The organism is Alysiella crassa DSM 2578 (assembly GCF_000745955.1).
Lineage (GTDB): Bacteria > Pseudomonadota > Gammaproteobacteria > Burkholderiales > Neisseriaceae > Simonsiella > Simonsiella crassa.
Map to the genome: position 1 here is coordinate 15620 of NZ_JQKH01000010.1, position 18545 is coordinate 34164.

Genomic DNA, 18545 nt, shown 5'->3' on the forward strand with positions numbered 1-18545 from the left:
ATAATATGTTGTTTATTCAATTCGTAGGGGCGGATTTCATATCCGCCCTTTGCCACCATTTTCGTGTGGATAAAAACAATCCAATTCCCATTGTTTTGGATTATTTTCAATGTATTGTGCGATTTTTAAAAAATCCTGTTCACTGCGTATGCCGTGTTCGTGGTAACCGCGTTGCCACAATTTTTTAAAGGGCAAATCGTGATTGTACAAATATGCACGATAAACGGTTGTGGCTCGTCCTTTCAGGGTTTTGACCACATCGGATAATGTCGCCGTGTCTTGATGTAGCCAAATAAAATGCAAATGATTGGGCATAATGACTTTTGCCAACATTTGACTTTGCCCGAAGTTTTCAGGCAGCCTGAAAAGCATTTCGTCAATCATTTTGCCGATTAGATTGAAGTGCATTTCGCCATTTTGGATTTCGCCAAACAGGTGTTGCCGATTGTGTGTGCAAATCGTGATGAAATACGCGGTGTGGCTGGTGTAATCGTGGTGTTTCAGGCGAATGTTTTTGCGTTCGGGCATAATGTGGGTTTGTGGCAAGGGCGGATATAAAATCCGCCCCTACGAAAGTAGGGGGTGTATTGTTCAGGCTGCCTGAAAACTTATTCTAATGGGTGATTTTTGCTTGCCAGTATTTTTTGAATGCGATTTCGGTAAATTTGTATGCTTTTGGGTGCACCAATAATCATCAAAGTAACAGCTAAAAATACTGGAAAATGTAGCGGTGCACCACGATACGATAAATAGAAAAATGGCATCATACCGATTATCAAACTGATATGCACGAAAACGAAAATCCATAAAATAAGTTTAACGGATTTTTGTTTTTCAGGGGATAAATCTTGCCATTGTATCTCGGGGTTTTGCGAGATTTTTTTCAATAAAAATGCAAACATGATTTTTCCCTTTTCAGGCTGCCTGAAACATCAAACATATTGGCTAATCTCAATCAAATTGCCGTCAGGGTCGCGGCAATACACCGATTGGATTTTGCCCACCGCGCCCGTACGCGGCACAATGCCGTTTTCCAAAATCGCAATGTGGTGCGCTTGCAAAATCCGCAATACTTCATTTAATGGCGTGCTGGTTAGCAAACACAAATCTGCCGTGCCGCAGTTGGCATTTTGCGCGTTGGGCAAAATTTCCGCGCCTTTTTGGTGCAAATTGATTTTTTGCTTGCCAAACAGCAGGGCTTTGCGGTTTTCGCCAAATGTGATTTCTTGCATACCCAACACATTCACATAAAAATCAATGGTTTTTTGCACATCGGCAACAGTTAAAACCAAATGGTCTAGCGATTGGATTTTTATCATGTTTGTTCCTGTTTTTCTTTTCAGGCTGCCTGAATCATGATTGGCTTAAAATGGCTTTGATTCGGTTTTGATAAATGCGCCTGATTTTCGGTAAGGCGAGCACAAACACAATCAAAGCAGGCAAAATGCTCAAAAAAACCTGTTGGTTGTGCCATAAAACCAATATTGCCAACAACACCATCAAAATCACAAACACAAGCACAAATCCAAAACCAAATAAAACGACTTTGGCGCGTTTTTGTTGCGTTTCGGGTAAATCGTGCCAGTTTGGTTGATTGACAAGTATTTTGAATAACAATGCAAACATGATTTTTCCCTTTTTAGGCTGCCTGAAAAACTAATCTTTGTGTTCCCACCACCATATCGCCACAGCAATCAGAACCAAAAATAAAATAAACTAAAAATTATTGACACCGCCTGTTGGGTCTTTGCCAGCATGTGCGCTAATAGGTTGAAATAAAATCCCATATTTTACCCATTTCATCATCATTTTCCCTTTTCAGGCTGCCTGAAACATCAAACATATTGGCTAATCTCAATCAAATTGCTGTCAGGGTCGCGGCAATACACCGATTGGATTTTGCCCACCGCACCCGTACGCGGCACAATGCCGTTTAATTTTTATCATTTTGATTTTGTTCCGTTCTGTATTGGTTTTATTTCACCCAGAATTGTTTTTTTATCATTTTTATTCCTGTTCCAAACAACAGACTTGCAATGATGATGTTTGCAAAACCAAAAGCAATCATGGCTAAATGCGTCAGTTGACTATGTTGATACAGGGCAATAGCACTGTTTGCCATTGATGCTAATCCGAATGAAAATGCCCAAAATCCGATTGAAAATCCATTTTTTAATAGGCTAGGCACAATTCGCAACAAGAATAAAAGTTGTAATAAACCATATCCCCATAATAATTTTACCAGCAAATCCACCTCTCCGCCGTTTAGGCTTAAGTATGCACTACTACCCACAAAGGCGGGCGCCAATACAATGCCAATCGTAGCACGGTTTGTTGCAGGTAAAGGTTGAGTTCGTAGGCGTTGTAATAATATGGGTTCAAACATCAACCATGCCAGCAGACCTGCACCAAAGAACAGATAGGCTAAATCGGTCTGCCCTAATATTACCAATGAGCTAGCAGAGGTAAAGTTACTGGCTACGGCTGGCAAGTAAAAGGGTGGCTGAACAGCATCTTGGCTAAAATGTTCGCCACTCCAAAGTGAACCAATGCGAATAAAAGCATAAAACAACTGCCCTGTAATGCTACCACATATGAGTATTTTACCTAGTAGATGCCATTCCCAATGGTACAGTATGTCTCCAACCAACATTGTACTAATAAAAATTAAGGCTGGAAAAGAAAAGCGTATTGGGCAATAAAATTCTTCTTTGACTTGTTCTCGGAAAGCAAACAATTTATAAATATATAAACTCAAAAACAGTGTCCAAAACGCGATGGCAATGCCACCTAATACCGTACCGACAGTTTCTGCACCTTGCCATAAAGGTAAAACATGAAACCAAGCCAAAGCCAGTGCGGCAACGCCCACAGGAATAGAAAAATAGGCTGTGGGCATCAAAAAGGTTGCTGTTCGCATCACGATTCCTTATGCGTTGTTTTTTTTATGGGTAATTCATCAGGCATAACCATACCGAGTGAAATGACGTATTTTAATGCTTCATCCACGCTCATATCTAATTCGATGATGTCTTCTTGTTTGACCATAATATAATAACCACCTGTTGGATTAGGCGTGGTCGGCACATACACCGAAACATAGCCCGATTTTTCAGGCAGCGCGTCCAACACCGATTGCGGTACGCTGCCTGAAACAAACGCAATCGTCCAAATATTTGGCTGCGGAAACGGCACCAACACAGGCGTTTTAAACGAACGCGAATTGTCCGAAAGCAAACTTTCCGATACTTTTTTCACGCTGGAATAGATGGATTTAACGACAGGAATGCGCCCCATCAAACTGTCCCAGCCTTCAATGATTTTGCGCCCAATCACATTCGCCGCAAAAATCCCCGTGCAAAACAGCAACACAATCGCCAACAAAACACCTATACCTGGGAAAGTCAGCCCGATGTATTTTTCAGGCTGCCATTGTTCGGGCAAAAGTTTAATTAAGCGGTCGGCGGAATTGATAATAGACGTTAAAATCCAAATCGTTACAGAAATGGGCAACCATACCAAAATCCCTGTGATTAAATAGCGTTTAATCGCTTTGCTGATACTGAAACCGTGTGTATGGGGTTCTGACATTTTCTTGTGCAATAATAAAAGGTAAAAACCTGTGATTATACGCAATTTATGGTATTGGGCAAAGATTTCAGGCTGCCTTTGGTGTCAAATAATCAGGGCGGTTACTTTGCACATTCCAGTAACCGCCCCCAATTTAATACACAATTTGGAATACTTCAGTCGCCAAAAAACCATCGGATAAAGCAACCAATTTCATGGCTTTCTGGGTAAATTCCGCAGACGACAAATGCGCTTCCAAAGCATGAAATGTTGTCCATTTTTGCAGAATAATGTATTCCGTGTCCTTGCCTGTTAATTTGGCAAAATGGTAATCCAAACAACCCTCTTGATGACGAACATGGCGAATAAAATCGCGCATCATCGCTTCAAATTGAGCTTGATTTTCCACCGCCACTTTGCAATGCGCCAAAGCACCTACCATTTCTTATTTTCCTTGTCTTAAATTTCCAGTAAATCACTCAAATCAATCTAGATGATTGATGATTGTCCAACAGCAGCACAAATTTGACACGATTGATTTTTCACAAATTTAAACTGCTGCCATTCGCCCGTCAAAGCGGAATAACAACGCAACACATTCGCCGCCACAGGCAAACTCATCAATATTTTCAAAGCTTCGGCAGCCTGCGCCGCCCCCATCACGCCCACCAAAGGCGCAAACACGCCAAACAAGGCACACGCGCCATCATCAGCCTGCGCCATATCAAATAAACAATGGTAACAAGCCTCGTCCAAATCCGCACGAAAAACAATCAGTTGCCCATCAAATCGCACCGCCGCCCCCGACACCAAAGGCTTGCGATTTTGCACACACGCCGCATTAACCGCTTGGCGCGTAGCAAAATTATCACTGCAATCCAACACCACATCGGCTTGTGCGGTCAATTGATTTAAATCGTCCGTATTCAAATAATGTGGGTGGACTTCTATGATGCATTGACTGTTGCGTTCACGCAAAAATTGCGCCATTTTTTCAACTTTCAGGCTACCTGTATCGGTTTCGGCGTAAGTAATTTGGCGTTGCAAATTGGTTTCGTCTATCGTGTCATGGTCGGCGATGATGAGTTTGCCGACACCAGCCGCCGCCAAATATGGCAACGCCGCCGTCCCCAATCCACCACACCCCACCACCAAAACCGTTGATTGTAATAATTTTTCCTGATTTTCCACGCCAATTTCGTTTAATAAAATATGGCGACTGTAACGCAATAATTGTTGATCATCCATCATCAAATTTTTGAGTAGTCATGAATAATGTAAATTGTACACGGTTTTCATTGCCTAATGAGTATGAAAGATTTAAGATAATTCTTTCCTTTTTCCCACTCCAATCCATTAACACAATGAAAAATTTAGAAATTTACTTAACTCGACACGGCGAAACCGAATTTAATGTTACCCAGCGTTTGCAAGGCTGGGCAGATTCACCTTTAACAGAAGATGGCAAGCGCGTGGCGCAGGAATTGGGCGACAAATTACGCGGACACAATTTTCAGGCTGCCTTTTGCAGCACTTTACCGCGTACTTTAACGACCGCGCAATTGATTTTGGCACACCAACCGCATTTGCCGATTATGGCGTTGAACGATTTGCGCGAATATCATTTTGGGCAATTTGAGGGTAACTATGGCAATGATTTGTATGAAAAAATCATCGCTCATCGTGGCATTGCCGATGTGGAAACATGGCTGAATTTTTACCGTCATGCAGACCACAATGTGTTGGCGGAAACCGTGTCGCAACTTGACCCACGCGCGGAAACGGAAGCGCAATTTGTTCAACGATTACAACGTGGTATGGCACAAGTGGTGGCAAACAGCCCCGATGAAGGGCGGGTTTTGGTGGTGTCGCATGGTATGGCGATTGTGGCTCTGCTCAAATCCATTGATAAATCAGCGATTTTATACAAAAGCCCTGCCAATGCCAGTGTGTCGCGTTTGCATTTTGATGGCACAAAATGGCGCATTTTAAGTGTGGCACAAACAGATTTTACCTAGCCTATATGATTAACTAGAGGATTTTATGATAAAAAAATCCTTTTATTTAATTGATTTAGCCTACATTGTGTTTCACGCTGCCTGAACATTCTACAAAATCAAGTGATTTACCATATATAATAACATAACATATAAACCCAAAAACTGTAAACAAATAACACAAAAAATATGAAATTAGCGGTAAAACGTAATTTTTTGTAAAAAAATGATTGAATACCGATTCATCAATTGGTAAAATAGCATTATCTTAAAAAGTCCAATAAAAACTAAATATAATAATACAAAATATTTTTCTAACTCTTTATTTTAAAACTGATTTAATTGAAAAATTGCTTATCATTTAATTACACGCAATTACATAATCATAAAAAACAATTACTTAAATAAACTAAATTTAAATCTTTAGTCAAACTATGGGTATGGGATTTTTAATTTTTCACTTTATCGTTTCTTCAACAATGGGAGTTCAAATGAAAAAACATCGCCTAACCGCTTACATACTTGCCATACTGGCTCTATCAGCCTGTTCAGAACACAAGCACCATCACAATACAGCAGCTACCGAAGTGCCGCCCACAACCATTGGTTTTGTGGTAGCACGCAATGACCATAATTCCCCCTATTTACAAAAAGTATATCAAACCGCCGAACAAGCAAAACAGAGCATCCCAAATCTCACACTCTTGTTAGAAAATGCTGAAGGCAGTGTAGATAAACAATACGCTCATCTAGATAAAATGATTGAACAAGGTGCCAAAGCACTGATCATTAATTTAGTTGATGGCAGCAAAGGTGGTGAATACATTAAAAAATATTGTGGCAAAGTACCTTTGGTATTCTATGTAATTAATCCAGGAGACAAAAATATGGCAGCCTGCGAAGATGCCTATTTTGTTAATAGCGACCCAGCACAAGGCTCGGTAGCACTGGGTTTATCCATTTTGGAAAACTGGAAGAAAAATCCACAATGGGATAAAAACAAAGACGGTAAAATCCAATTAGCCATTATGGATGCTTTCCCTGCTCAAGCACACACCAAAAGTCGTGGTGATTGGGTAATATCTACCATTGAAAACTATCCTGTTTTAAACACCAAGGCTCAAATTTTATTGACAGGCATAGGCAGATTCCAAACCAATGTGGCGGAAGAAACAGCCAATAAATGGATAACTGACCCCACATTTGAACAAGTTGAAGTCATTGTGAGTAGTGCAGACAGTATGAGTTATGGTATTGTCAATGCGATGCAAAAAAATCAAAAAGCCACTACTCCTTTATTTAGTGTAAACCGCCTTACCCCTACTGAAGCTATGATTAAAAATGGGCAAATAGTGGATTCTATTGAAACAGATTTTTACCATGAAGTTTCCGCAGCCATGCAATTGGCAATGAATTTAGCCAATAAGCAGCCTTTGACACAAGGTTTAGATTATCATATTTATGATAAACAATTACTTGTTCCGTTTATTGTGTCAAATAATAATCAAGCCAATCAATAATTTTTTAGAATGGAAATGTGATGACAACCAACACCCCCAATTCTATTCAAACGAATATTGTTAAAAAATACAGCAGCTTATTAATCTTAGTGGGTTCATTTTTTACCTTAATTTTGGTTTTGGCATTGCTCACTTATTTTACCACCAAGCGTTTTGAACAAGTAGCAAACACACAAAAAGTGTTGTTACAACAATCTGTAATTACACAAGAATTAACGCAAAATCTGCTGAATATTAACTTATATGGTACCAATCAATTGGCAGCCAATACTGCTGTTCAGGCTGCCTCTGCTGCAACTATTCCTGCTAACAATCAAACAGCCATACCAACAACTGCTGCCAGCCAAGTCAATACACAGCCTGAAAATATCGCCACACAAATTCCGTTTGATACTTTGCCACAAACGGCATTATATCGTATTGCCGATATTGAAAAAGCGCGAGTAATATTTAATGATACACTAAAAGCCTTGAAAGAAGGCGGTCGTGTCAATATGTTAGATGGCAGTGTAGTGGAATTAGAACGAGCAGATGATGTAGAAATTCTGAATCATTTAAACCATATTGAGCAAATTTGGATACCCTATGAAGGCTTACTTGCTAACTTCTCCAATGGTATTCAAAATAAAATTTTAGATAAGAACATCAGCGATTATTTGGTAGATTATACACGTTTGTATAATAAACCTCTACAAGCTGAATTAAACAGTATTACCAATAATCTAAATATTACAACATCTAATAACGCCGCTATTTTACGTACTATCCAAATTTTGGGTGTAATTTTAGCAGTAATTATTTTTACACTAATTGTGTTCCGTGTATTAAAACGTTTGGTGCGAACAGATACGCAACTTGATTTCGCTAAACGCCAAACAGATGATATCATGAACACAGTAAACGAAGGCTTGTTTTTGATTAACAAAGATTTGGTTATTGCTGAACAATATTCAGCTAAATTAGAAGAAATTTTGTGCCAAAAAAACATTGCAGGTCGTACATTGTATGATTTACTGCAAGGCATTATTAACCAAAAAGACATGAATACTACCAAACTATTTGTAGATCAATTGTACAATCACTGGGTAGTGGAAGAGTTAATTCAAGATTTAAATCCCTTGAAAAAAGTTGCAGTATCCTATTTAGATGAATATGGTTTTGCCCATCAAAAATTTGTGGAATTTAGCTTTTTACGTGTCTTGGACGAAAGTCAAACACAAGTAGAAAGTGTGTTTGTGAGTGTGGTGGACATCACCAAAGAAATTCGCTTGCAAGAACAAATGGAAAAAGACCGCGTTCAACATGATAGTCAAATTGAAATGATAGGCTATTTACTTAATACTGATAGCCATCAATTGTTGCGCTTTATCAGTGAAACTAAAGAGCGTCTTGAACGTATGAATAATATTTTAAAGCAAGACAATACTATAAATTTACGTGATAAAACTGAACAATTGTACCGCGAAACTCATAGTTTAAAGGGCGATGCTTCTGCCGTGAAATTAGCCTCTTTAGTTGGATTAGCTGAAAAACAAGAAGAAATGCTAAAACAATTAAAAAGTCGCATGAAATTAAAAGGTGATGATTTTTTACCTTTTACGGTAACACTCGATGAAATGATTAATATGGTGTCTTTTATTGAAAGTTTACTACAACGCTTAAATTTACAAGACAGTACTTCTGTTCGTATTAGCGAACCTAGCAATGCACAATCCGAAAATGTAAGCTATTGGAAAAGCTATTTTTCACAATACGCACAAGAAATTGCTCATCGTCAAGGTAAAAAAGTGGTGGTACAAGTGCTGGGCTTTGATGATATGGCTCGAAGTGAACAAACTATGTCTATCTATAAAGATATTACCACCCAATTATTGAAAAACGCCATTGTGCATGGTATTGAAACACCTGCAGAACGTAATTCCATGGGCAAACCACAAACAGGTGTGGTCATTTTAAGCCTAGAGTCTCATCACAACAAAGACCATTTACAAGTGAAAGATGATGGTAAGGGTATTGATTGGGATAAATTACGCGAAAAAGCTGTAGAAGCTGGTTTATATTCATCCAAAGAAGTCGCTCAATTATCCAGCAAAGATTTGTTGAATGTAATGTTCCAATCAGGCATTTCTACCGCCTCAGCACAGGATGAAGATGCGGGGCGTGGTGTAGGCATGGACATTGTGAAACAATTAAGTCATGATATGGGTGCGAAAATGAATGTAAGCAGTTCTGCTAAACAGTTTACTCAAATTCATATTTCTTTTCCTCAAAAATAAGGGCGACTAATTATGGCATATACATTGATGATTGTTGATGATTCTAATATTATCCGTAATCGTATTGAGCGCATTTTTCAGTCTAGCAATATTGAAATTGTGGCACACGCAAATAATGGCGTGGAAGCATTGAATAAGTTTAAGGAATTAAAACCAAATTTAGTAACAATGGACTTAACCATGCCCCAAATGGATGGCTTGGAGTGTATCAAACAAATTGTGGCAGAAAGCAGTGATGTGAGTATTTTGGTCGTCTCTGCTTTAGCGGATAAAGAAACTGCTTTACATGCCTTACAGTATGGTGCACGAGGTTTTATCTGCAAACCTTTCACAGAAGAAGAATTGCACAATGCTTTAAATCGCTTAATTACACTCAATAAAATGAATAAATAAATCTATATATTCCCTCTCAATACTTTAATGTATTGGGAGGGAATGTGTTTATTATTGCCTATTTTCTGATTTGAAATAAGCACAATCGTTCAGGCAACTTGAAAGAGACAAAAATCGGTTATAATGAGCACTTTTCTCAACTCTTTTGCCAGAATTGATTTAATTGAAAACAAGTGAAAAAATGATTTTATAGTGAATTCAATAAAATTCGTACAGCGTTATCCAGCTCACTTATGTGTACTCGGTGTATATGGTGGTTGCCATCACCTTGTCTTGATTTCAATTGAATCACTTTAATATTATAAATCAATTAATTTCAAAAAAGTTGAGAGGCAGCCTGAAAAACCATTTTTACTGGAAAAACAAAACCATGGGACAAAAAATCCAATCCGTAAAAGGCATGAACGACCTTCTGCCCACCGAACAAAAAGATTTCAAACTCACATCGGCTTATTGGCAAGCCTTTGAAAACAAAATTCAAAACTGGACACGCCGATTTGATTACAAGCAAATTCGCACCCCCATTGTGGAACAAACCAGCCTGTTTGTGCGCTCCATTGGCGAAGAAACCGATGTGGTTGGCAAAGAAATGTACACCTTTGCCGACAGCAACGACACATTGAGCCTCACCCTGCGTCCCGAAGGCACGGCAAGCTGCCTGCGCGCGGTGGTGGAACACAATCTTTTGCACGAAGCCCCACGCAAATTGTGGTACATGGGCGCGATGTTTCGCCGCGAACGCCCACAAAAAGGGCGTTACCGCCAATTCCACCAAGTCGGCATTGAAGCACTCGGTTTTGCCGACCCCGATATTGACGCGGAAATGGTGGCGATGTGTGCCGATTTGTGGCGTGAGTTGGGTATTTTGCAATATTTGACTTTGGAAATCAATAGCTTGGGCAATCGTGAAGAACGCGCCGCCCACCGTGCCGCTTTGGTTGCCTATCTGACTGAATTTGAAGACAAATTGGACGATGACAGCAAACGCCGTCTCCACACCAATCCATTGCGCGTTTTGGACACGAAAAATCCCGATTTGCAAGAAATTTGCAATAATGCGCCACGTTTGATTGATTATTTGGGCGAAGATTCCAAAAAACATTATCAAACATTCAAAGATTTGCTGACGGGTTTGGAGATTCAATTTGTGGAAAATCCGCGTTTGGTGCGTGGTTTGGATTACTACAACCACACCGTTTTTGAGTGGACAACCGATAAATTGGGCGCACAAGCGACCGTGTGCGGCGGTGGGCGTTACGATGGTTTGATTGAAGAATTGGGGGGCAAAGCCGCGCCGTCCATTGGTTTTGCGATGGGGATTGAGCGTTTGTTGCTGTTGGTGCACGAACATGGCAGTCTGCAAGTGGCGGATTTCCCTGATGTTTTCATTATGCAACAAGGCGATGGCGCGACTTTGCAAGCGATGAAATACGCCAAAATCTTGCGCGAAAATGGCTTTGACGTGGCGCAATTTTCAGGCAGCACCAAATTGAAAAATCAATTTAAACGCGCCGACCAGTCAGGCGCACAATTCGCCTTGATTATTGCCGAAAGTGAATTGGCAAATCAAGAAGTTACCTTGAAAGATTTGCGTGGCGAGCGTGGGCAAATCACGATTCCCGCTCATGAATTAATTTCAAAATTGAATGAATGGAAAGCATAATGTCAGCACATCATGATGAACAGCAAGAACTTGAAAACGCAAAACATTTATGGCAAACGGGCGGCAAATGGGTATTTGCGGCTTTGGTGGCGGCGGCTTTGGGTTATTTGGGCAATGTGATTTACAAGGGGCAAGTAAACAGCCAAAATCAGGAAGCCGCCACGCTCGCGGCGCAAGTGAAGGGCGATACGGCGAAATTATCGGCGTTGCAGCAATCGCATGGGAAATCGGCGGCGGCAGCGCAAGCGAGTTTGGAAACAGCTAAAACTTTGTTTGATAATGGTAAATTAGACGAGGCTGCGGCGGCGTATCGTTGGGTGTTGGACAATCAGAAAGCACCGCTTTTTCAGGCTGCCGCCGCGCAGAGTTTAGCCAATGTGTTGTTGCAGCAAAAGAAATTTGATGAAGCATTATCTGTGTTGAATACGCCTGTTGATGACAGTTTTGCGCCGTTGATGAACGAGACGAAAGGCGATGTACTCGCCGCGCAAGGCAAAAATAAGGAAGCGGCAGAAGCATATCAATTGGCATTGGATAAATTGCCTGAAAATTCGGCTAGCCGTGAATTGGTGCAATTGAAATTGGGGCAATTATAAAATTTCAGGCAGCCTGAAAACACATTCACAAGGAAAAACAATGACTCAAACGCCTGAATCCCAAACTAAACACAATGACAACGCGCCATTTTATCGCCAACCGATTTTTTGGATGTTGATGAGTGGCCCGATTTTGGTGGTGATTGCTGCCTTTGTCAGCTTTGGCATTGCAAAAACGCACGCGCAAGACATGGTTTCCGATGATTATTATAAAGACGGTAAACACATTAATTTACAAATTGACCGCGACAATCACGCGCTGGAACGCAATATTTCGGCGCAAGTGATGTTTAATCCCGAAGGTTCGGCGGTGAAAGTGTTTGTAAATGGTCAATTTGAAGCGCAAAATGGCGTGAAATTGCTGCTGCTGCACCCCACGCGCCAAGATGAAGACCGCACAATTGAATTAAAAGCGATTAATGGCAATGAATTTGCAGCGCAATTTGAGCCTTTGCCACCAACCGTGCATTGGTATATTCGCGTGGAAGATGGTCAAGGTGTGTGGCGCGTGCAGGAAAAATGGTTGCCCAATCAAGGTGGTGCGGTGATGTTAAAAGCTCAAGTGCCTACTTTAAGCGTTTCTGCGCCTCAATCGGTGGATTGATTTTCAGGCTGCTTTACAGTACACCACAAAACTCATGTAGGGTGCGTATTACGCACCGAATTATCAAGTCATTTAAATTAAATGATTTGGTGCGTGGTACGCACCCTACATATTATTGTCGCATACTGTTAGGCAGCCTGAAACCCACCAATCACTTACTCCATCATCAAAAAATCATGAAAATTCTTATACTTGGTAGTGGACAAGTCGGCTCTGCCATTGCCCACGAACTTGCCGCCATGTCTAATCACGACATCACGCTCATTGACACCGATGAACACGCGCTGCGTTTAGTCAGCAATCATTTAGATGTGCAAACCATAGTCGGCAACGGCGCGTCCCCCATTTTAATGGAACAGGCTGGTGCAAAAGACACCGATATGTTGCTCGCGCTCACCCGCAGCGATGAAACCAATTTGGTGGCGTGCAAAATCGCGGCGGATTTTTTCAATATTCCCAATCGGATAGCGCGGGTTCGTTCCACCGACTATTTGGAATACGGTGAGCCGTCATCTGATGAAGATGACCAGATTTCAGGCTGCCTGAATGCGTTTGGCATTACAGATTCCATTCACCCAGAACAATTGGTTACGGAACATTTGGCGGGTTTATTAAACTATGTTCGTGCCTTGCAAGTATTACCCTTTGCCCACGATAAAGTGAAAATGGTCATCGCCCAAGCCAAATCGTATGACCAAATTAAACATAAAAATATCCAAGAAATCAACGCAGATTTGCCCGAACACACCGATTGTCAAATCTGCGCCATTTACCGCAATAACCGCCTACTCGTTCCCAATCCCGACACGCGCATTGAAGAAGGCGATGAAATTTGCTTTATTGTCAATAGTTTGCACTTGGAAGCGGTCATGCGTTCCATGTTTCAATACGACAATAGCCGCCGCCGCGTAATGATTGCAGGTGGTGGCAATATTGGCTACCGTTTGGCGAAACAATTGGAAAACAAGTTCAACATCAAACTCATAGAAAACAGCCACCAACGCGCCGAATGGCTGGCAGAAAATTTGGACAATACGCTGGTGTTACAAGGTTCAGCCAGTGATGAAAATTTGCTATCGCGTGAATACATTGATGAAATTGACGTATTTTGCGCGATTACCAATGACGATGAAAACAATATTATGTCCGCCCTACTCGCCAAAAATCTGGGCGCAAAACGCGTGATTTCCATTATTAACCGCTCGCGTTATGTGGATTTAATCACGGGTAATCAAATAGATATAGTTGTTTCACCACATTTAATTACCATTGGCAGCGTGTTAGCACATGTGCGGCGCGGCGATATTGCGGCGGTGTACCCCTTGCGACGCGGCGCGGCGGAAGCGATTGAAGTGGTGGTGCATGGCGATGAGAAAACTTCGGTACTGGTTGGCAGAAAAATCAGCGACATCAAATTTCCCACAGGCTGCCATATTGCCGCAATTGTTCGCGATGAAGAAGTGATTATGGGGCGTAACCACGACCATATTTTGCAAGAAAATGACCATTTAATTTTCTTTGTTGCCAGACGTAGGGTGTTGCAAGAATTGGAAAAATTGATACAGGTCAAGATGGGTTTCTTTGGATAATTGCAAAAGTGTGTTACTATGCGCGGCTTCAATCTTAAAGTAGTTTCATTTTTCACGAAAAAACAAAAGGAAACAACATCATGACTAAAAAACTAACCGAACAGGACATTCTGAACTGGAATGGTCCCGAAGACGATTATATGAATGAGGCGCAATTGGCATTTTTCCGCGAATTATTGGTTAAATTGCAAGACGAATTAATTGAAAAAGCGTCTATCACCACCAACAATATGCAGGAACACGAACTCGCGCCCGACCCAGCCGACCGCGCTTCTCAAGAAGAAGAATACGCACTGGAATTGCGTACTCGCGACCGTGAACGCAAATTGTTAAGCAAAATCCAAGAATCGCTGCGCGATATTGACGAGGGTGAATACGGTTTCTGTCGCGACACAGGTGAGCCAATTGGTTTAAAACGCCTGTTGGCGCGTCCAACTGCCACCTTGTCGGTGGAAGCGCAGGAACGCCGTGAACGCATGAAAATGCAATTTGCGGATTAATCTTCATGTGGTTTCAGGCTGTCTGTTTCAGGCAGCCTGAATGTTTTTTGATTTTTTGAATACGCGCCTACGATTTTGCAGGCTGCCTGAAAGTTTCCCCAAATGTCTGTTAATCATTATGAAAATTTCCCTGTTGGCTCGCTCGCCATGCCGCGCCATTTGCGTAAACCCACCCACGCGATTTACGCCTTTGCCCGCACCGCAGACGACATCGCCGATGAAGGCGACATCGCCCCCGAACAACGCATTGCCGAGTTAAACAAATTAATCCACGAGCTTGATTTAATTCAACAAAACAAGCAGCCTGAAACGCCACTGATGCAGCATTTATTAAACGAAGCGATTGCGCCGCACCAGATTCCGCTCCAGCCTTTTTATGATTTGCTGGACGCGTTTGCGCAAGATGTGGTGAAAAAACGCTACGAAAATTTTGGCGAATTGGTGGATTATGCACGGCGGTCGGCGAATCCTGTGGGGCGGCTGATGTTGCATTTGTATGGCGTGCATGATGAGCGCAGTTTGGGGCAAAGCGATGGGATTTGCACCGCTTTGCAATTGATTAATTTTTGGCAAGATGTGGCGGTGGATTGGCAAAAAAATCGCGTGTATATTCCGCAAGAAGATTTGCGAAAATTTGGTGTAACCGAACAGCAAATCGCTGATGGTAAAGCAGATTTCGCTTTTCAACGCCTGATGGCGTATGAATGTGAACGCGCATTTAAAATGCTACACGCAGGTTCGCCTTTGGGCAGAACGCTGAAAGGGCGCGTGGGTTTTGAATTGCGTATGATTGTGTTGGGCGGGCAAACGATTTTGCAGAAATTAGACGGCGTGAAATATGATGTTTTTAATCAAAGACCTGTATTGGGTTGGAAAGATTGGTTACGCATAATTAAAGGGGCGTTTTGATTTTTCAGGCTGCCTGAAATATTCGTAGGGTGCACCCTACGGTTAGGCAGCCTGAACCCCCTATTTCCCCATTTTCCTATCCAACATCGCCAACAACGCCTGCGAATTTTTCCGCCCCTGTTCCTGCGACACCGCAGCCCCCTGCCCACGCCCCGATTGCACCACATCATCGCTGGGCATTTCATCAAAAAAGCGGCTTGGTTCAGGATATTGCCACGCGCCAGCGCGTTTGCGTTTTTTGCAATACGTCATCGTCAGCTGTTGTTTGGCACGGGTAATGCCGACATACATTAGCCGCCGTTCCTCTTCCAAGCCGCCCTCTTCCACGCTGTCGGCATGGGGAAACAAGCCTTCCTCACAGCCCACCAAGTACACAAAAGGATATTCCAAACCTTTGGACGCGTGCAAAGTGGACAATTTCACCGCGTCCACCTCTTCCCCGTCTTTGCCTTCCAATAGTGTCATCAGCGCAATGGTTTGACTTAATTCAATTAAATTGCGCCCATCTTCGTCCGATTTGCGCCGCAGCCAGTCGCACAAATCCTGCACATTGCGCCAACGATTTTCTGCCGATTTAATATTTTCCGCATTCAAATCAATCAAATAATCTTCATAACGAATATCTGCCAACAAATCTTGTATCACATCGCCAGCCGCGTCCTGCGCCGCGCGTAGCTGATAATCGCGCAACAAAGCCATAAATTGCTGCACCGCTTCCCGACTTTTCGTGGACAATTCCGCCAGCGCGTTCAGGCTGCCTGAAGCCGCCCACAAGCTGCATTCATGCGCTTTGGCATACTCGTTTAATTTGCCCAAAGTCATGTCGCCGATTCCCCGTTTGGGTGCGGTGGCGGCGCGTAAAAACGCAGGGTCATCATTGGGATTTGCCAGCAGCCGCATATACGCCAAAACGTCCTTAATCTCTGATTTATCATAAAAACTTTGTCCGCCCGAAATTTGATACGGAATCCGCGCCGCACGTAAAGTCTCTTCAAACACACGTGCCTGATGATTACCACGATACAAAATGGCAAAATCTGCATAATTTGCGCCATAAATTGCCTTATTTGCCTGAATTTGCCCGACCACATACTCCGCTTCGTGCGTTTCATCACGACACGCCACAATCCGCGCCGCCTCGCCCTCGCCCAAATTAGACCACAAGGTTTTCGGGAATAATTTGGGATTATGCCCAATCAGCGCATTGGCAATCCGCAAAATCCGCGCCGTAGAACGATAATTTTGTTCCAATTTAATCACTTTAAGCTGCGGATAATCTTCTTGCAAACGGCGCAAATTTTCCATATTCGCGCCGCGCCACGCGTAAATAGACTGGTCATCATCGCCCACCACCGTAAACCGCGCTTCCAAACCTGTCAATAATTTCAACAACATATATTGACAAGCATTGGTATCCTGACACTCGTCCACCAATAAATATTGCAAACGCGTTTGCCATTTCTGCCGCACTTCGCGGTTATCGCGCAATAAAATGGCAGGCAGCCTGATTAAATCATCAAAATCCACCGCTTGATAATGCAATAAAGTTTCCTGATACAAAGTATATACTTGGGCAATTTGCGTTTGCCATTCGTCCTCACACAAAGCATAGACTTGTGCTGGCTCAAGCAAGTTATTCTTCCATAAGGAAATTTGGTGTTGCGCCTTAAAAATGGCTTCGCGCCCTGTGGTGTCCAGCATTTCTGCGATGATTTTCGCGCTGTCCGAGCTGTCTAAAATGGAAAAATTCTTTTTATAACCAATGTGTCCCGCTTCTTCGCGCAAAATCCGCATGCCCAGCGCATGAAACGTGGACACGGTTAAACCGCGTGTGCGTTCCTTGCCCAAACGCTGTGTAATGCGTTCTTGCATTTCTTTCGCCGCTTTATTGGTAAAGGTGATGGCGGCAATGTGATGGGGTTTATAGCCCGATTGCAGCATATAGGCGATTTTTTCGGTGATGACGCGCGTTTTGCCACTGCCTGCGCCAGCCAGCACAAACAATGCACCGCCGAGATATTCTACGGCTTCTTGTTGTTGGGGATTGAGTTTCATGGGTTCAGGCTGCCTGAAAAAATGGGTTGGGCAAAATTATAACAAAATCCATTACAATAACGCCTTGTCTCATCAAATTGTCCATTTAAAATGCCATGCTGAAAATGAAGTTTCTTTTATTTTTATTTATCAATATATTGTCTTTCAGTTTGTGGGCAGCCACGCCCGCGCCAAAAGCCACACCCAAATCCACAACCACGCCCACACTCAATCAAGTAAGCGGCATGGTTTCGCCGCAAAAAGACGCGCGTTTGGTACGCATACCCAGCAAATACGCCAATAAAACCGAGTATATTCAAAAAAATGTCCTGCCCGATTTGGAGCGCATGATACTCGCCGCGCGTAAAGATGGCGTGAATTTACGCGTGATTTCCGCGTTTCGCTCGTATAACCATCAAAAAAATCTGTGGCAACGCAAATGGCAGCAGACTTCGGGCAACGATAAAACGCGTTTGCAAGCCGTGTTGCGCTATTCCAGTCCACCAGCGTTTAGCCGCCACCATTGGGGGAGTGATGTGGATTTGAATAGCCTAAAACCAAGCTATTGGGCGAGCGCGGACGGTAAAAAAACGCTGCGTTGGTTGCAAAAAAATGCGCGAAAATTTGGTTTTTGCCAAGTCTATTCGCAGGGGCGCAAAAAGGGGCATGACGAAGAAGTGTGGCATTGGTCGCACGTCCGCAGCGCGCGCCCGTATTATCAGATTCGCGCCAAAACCATTAAGCAAGTCAAGCACATCAATCTTTCAGGCAGCCACGTTTTAACGCCTGAATTATTGAAAACTTATTTATCATCTATCCAAAATTGCGGTTTGTGATGGCGTATTTCAGGCAGCCTTTGGGTACACGACAATTTTTACTAACACCTAAAATGTA

20 protein-coding genes and 1 pseudogene are annotated in these 18545 nt (G+C 42.5%); 11 read left to right on the forward strand and 10 right to left on the reverse strand.

Features of this window, described 5'->3' with window-relative positions; all coding sequences use genetic code 11:
• Nucleotides 1–36: 36 nt before the first annotated feature.
• The 9 genes and pseudogenes from Q338_RS02780 to Q338_RS02815 form a co-directional block, all read right to left on the reverse strand.
• Nucleotides 37–546, reverse strand: a complete 510-nt coding sequence (locus Q338_RS02780) for an REP-associated tyrosine transposase (RefSeq protein ID WP_169815836.1) — start codon at nucleotides 544–546, stop codon at nucleotides 37–39.
• Nucleotides 547–608: 62 nt separating this feature from the next.
• On the reverse strand, nucleotides 609–902 hold the full coding sequence (locus Q338_RS02785; RefSeq protein WP_034291739.1) for a hypothetical protein: 294 nt from the start codon (nucleotides 900–902) through the stop codon (nucleotides 609–611).
• Nucleotides 903–932: 30 nt separating this feature from the next.
• A complete protein-coding gene (locus Q338_RS02790) occupies nucleotides 933–1316 on the reverse strand; it encodes a VOC family protein (protein WP_342766995.1) in 384 nt (127 codons plus the stop codon).
• Between the two features lie 37 nt (nucleotides 1317–1353).
• The gene (locus tag Q338_RS02795) at nucleotides 1354–1626 is read right to left on the reverse strand and encodes a hypothetical protein (RefSeq protein WP_034291743.1); all 273 of its coding nucleotides are present in this window, start codon (nucleotides 1624–1626) and stop codon (nucleotides 1354–1356) included.
• Between the two features lie 209 nt (nucleotides 1627–1835).
• A pseudogene (locus tag Q338_RS15445) lies at nucleotides 1836–1937 on the reverse strand (VOC family protein); the annotation flags it as partial.
• A gap of 38 nt (nucleotides 1938–1975) precedes the next feature.
• The gene (locus Q338_RS02800) at nucleotides 1976–2920 is read right to left on the reverse strand and encodes an SLAC1 family transporter (protein ID WP_034291745.1); all 945 of its coding nucleotides are present in this window, start codon (nucleotides 2918–2920) and stop codon (nucleotides 1976–1978) included.
• Complete coding sequence (locus tag Q338_RS02805; protein ID WP_034291783.1) at nucleotides 2920–3591, reverse strand: DUF502 domain-containing protein; 672 nt, start codon at nucleotides 3589–3591, stop codon at nucleotides 2920–2922. The genes Q338_RS02800 and Q338_RS02805 overlap by 1 nt, the downstream gene beginning before the upstream one ends.
• A 133-nt stretch (nucleotides 3592–3724) precedes the next feature.
• Entirely contained in the window at nucleotides 3725–4012 is a 288-nt protein-coding gene (locus tag Q338_RS02810) for a putative quinol monooxygenase (protein WP_034291747.1), read from the reverse strand.
• A 47-nt stretch (nucleotides 4013–4059) separates the two neighbouring features.
• Nucleotides 4060–4818, reverse strand: a complete 759-nt coding sequence (locus Q338_RS02815) for a HesA/MoeB/ThiF family protein (RefSeq protein ID WP_034291785.1) — start codon at nucleotides 4816–4818, stop codon at nucleotides 4060–4062.
• A 116-nt stretch (nucleotides 4819–4934) separates the two neighbouring features.
• Between Q338_RS02815 and Q338_RS02820 the strand changes: the two genes are divergently transcribed.
• The 10 genes from Q338_RS02820 to hpnC all read left to right on the forward strand — a co-directional run bounded on the left by Q338_RS02820 (nucleotide 4935) and on the right by hpnC (nucleotide 15617).
• The gene (locus tag Q338_RS02820) at nucleotides 4935–5588 is read left to right on the forward strand and encodes a histidine phosphatase family protein (protein WP_034291749.1); all 654 of its coding nucleotides are present in this window, start codon (nucleotides 4935–4937) and stop codon (nucleotides 5586–5588) included.
• 470 nt (nucleotides 5589–6058) lie between these two features.
• Complete coding sequence (locus Q338_RS02825; protein ID WP_034291750.1) at nucleotides 6059–7087, forward strand: substrate-binding domain-containing protein; 1029 nt, start codon at nucleotides 6059–6061, stop codon at nucleotides 7085–7087.
• 20 nt (nucleotides 7088–7107) lie between these two features.
• A complete protein-coding gene (locus tag Q338_RS02830; RefSeq protein WP_034291751.1) occupies nucleotides 7108–9363 on the forward strand; it encodes an ATP-binding protein in 2256 nt (751 codons plus the stop codon).
• Between the two features lie 12 nt (nucleotides 9364–9375).
• The gene (locus Q338_RS02835; RefSeq protein ID WP_034291753.1) at nucleotides 9376–9756 is read left to right on the forward strand and encodes a response regulator; all 381 of its coding nucleotides are present in this window, start codon (nucleotides 9376–9378) and stop codon (nucleotides 9754–9756) included.
• Nucleotides 9757–10126: 370 nt separating this feature from the next.
• Nucleotides 10127–11419 carry a histidine--tRNA ligase gene (gene hisS, locus Q338_RS02840; protein ID WP_034291755.1) on the forward strand — a complete coding sequence of 431 codons (1293 nt, stop codon included), beginning with the start codon at nucleotides 10127–10129 and terminating at the stop codon, nucleotides 11417–11419.
• Nucleotides 11419–12015, forward strand: coding sequence for a YfgM family protein (locus Q338_RS02845; protein ID WP_034291757.1), 597 nt, complete (start codon nucleotides 11419–11421; stop codon nucleotides 12013–12015). The genes hisS and Q338_RS02845 overlap by 1 nt, the downstream gene beginning before the upstream one ends.
• A gap of 40 nt (nucleotides 12016–12055) precedes the next feature.
• Complete coding sequence (locus tag Q338_RS02850; RefSeq protein ID WP_034291758.1) at nucleotides 12056–12619, forward strand: FixH family protein; 564 nt, start codon at nucleotides 12056–12058, stop codon at nucleotides 12617–12619.
• 176 nt (nucleotides 12620–12795) lie between these two features.
• A complete protein-coding gene (trkA, locus tag Q338_RS02855) occupies nucleotides 12796–14208 on the forward strand; it encodes a Trk system potassium transporter TrkA (protein WP_034291786.1) in 1413 nt (470 codons plus the stop codon).
• A gap of 80 nt (nucleotides 14209–14288) precedes the next feature.
• On the forward strand, nucleotides 14289–14708 hold the full coding sequence (gene dksA, locus Q338_RS02860) for an RNA polymerase-binding protein DksA (protein WP_034291760.1): 420 nt from the start codon (nucleotides 14289–14291) through the stop codon (nucleotides 14706–14708).
• Between the two features lie 102 nt (nucleotides 14709–14810).
• Nucleotides 14811–15617, forward strand: a complete 807-nt coding sequence (hpnC, locus tag Q338_RS02865) for a squalene synthase HpnC (protein ID WP_034291762.1) — start codon at nucleotides 14811–14813, stop codon at nucleotides 15615–15617.
• 60 nt (nucleotides 15618–15677) lie between these two features.
• On the opposite strand, the gene Q338_RS02870 is transcribed toward hpnC, so the two are convergent.
• The gene (locus tag Q338_RS02870) at nucleotides 15678–17672 is read right to left on the reverse strand and encodes a UvrD-helicase domain-containing protein (RefSeq protein ID WP_034291765.1); all 1995 of its coding nucleotides are present in this window, start codon (nucleotides 17670–17672) and stop codon (nucleotides 15678–15680) included.
• A gap of 104 nt (nucleotides 17673–17776) precedes the next feature.
• Here Q338_RS02870 and Q338_RS02875 point away from each other — a divergent pair, with 104 nt between their 5' ends.
• Nucleotides 17777–18487, forward strand: a complete 711-nt coding sequence (locus Q338_RS02875; RefSeq protein ID WP_051968442.1) for a M15 family metallopeptidase — start codon at nucleotides 17777–17779, stop codon at nucleotides 18485–18487.
• The last annotated feature ends 58 nt before the right edge of the window (nucleotides 18488–18545 follow it).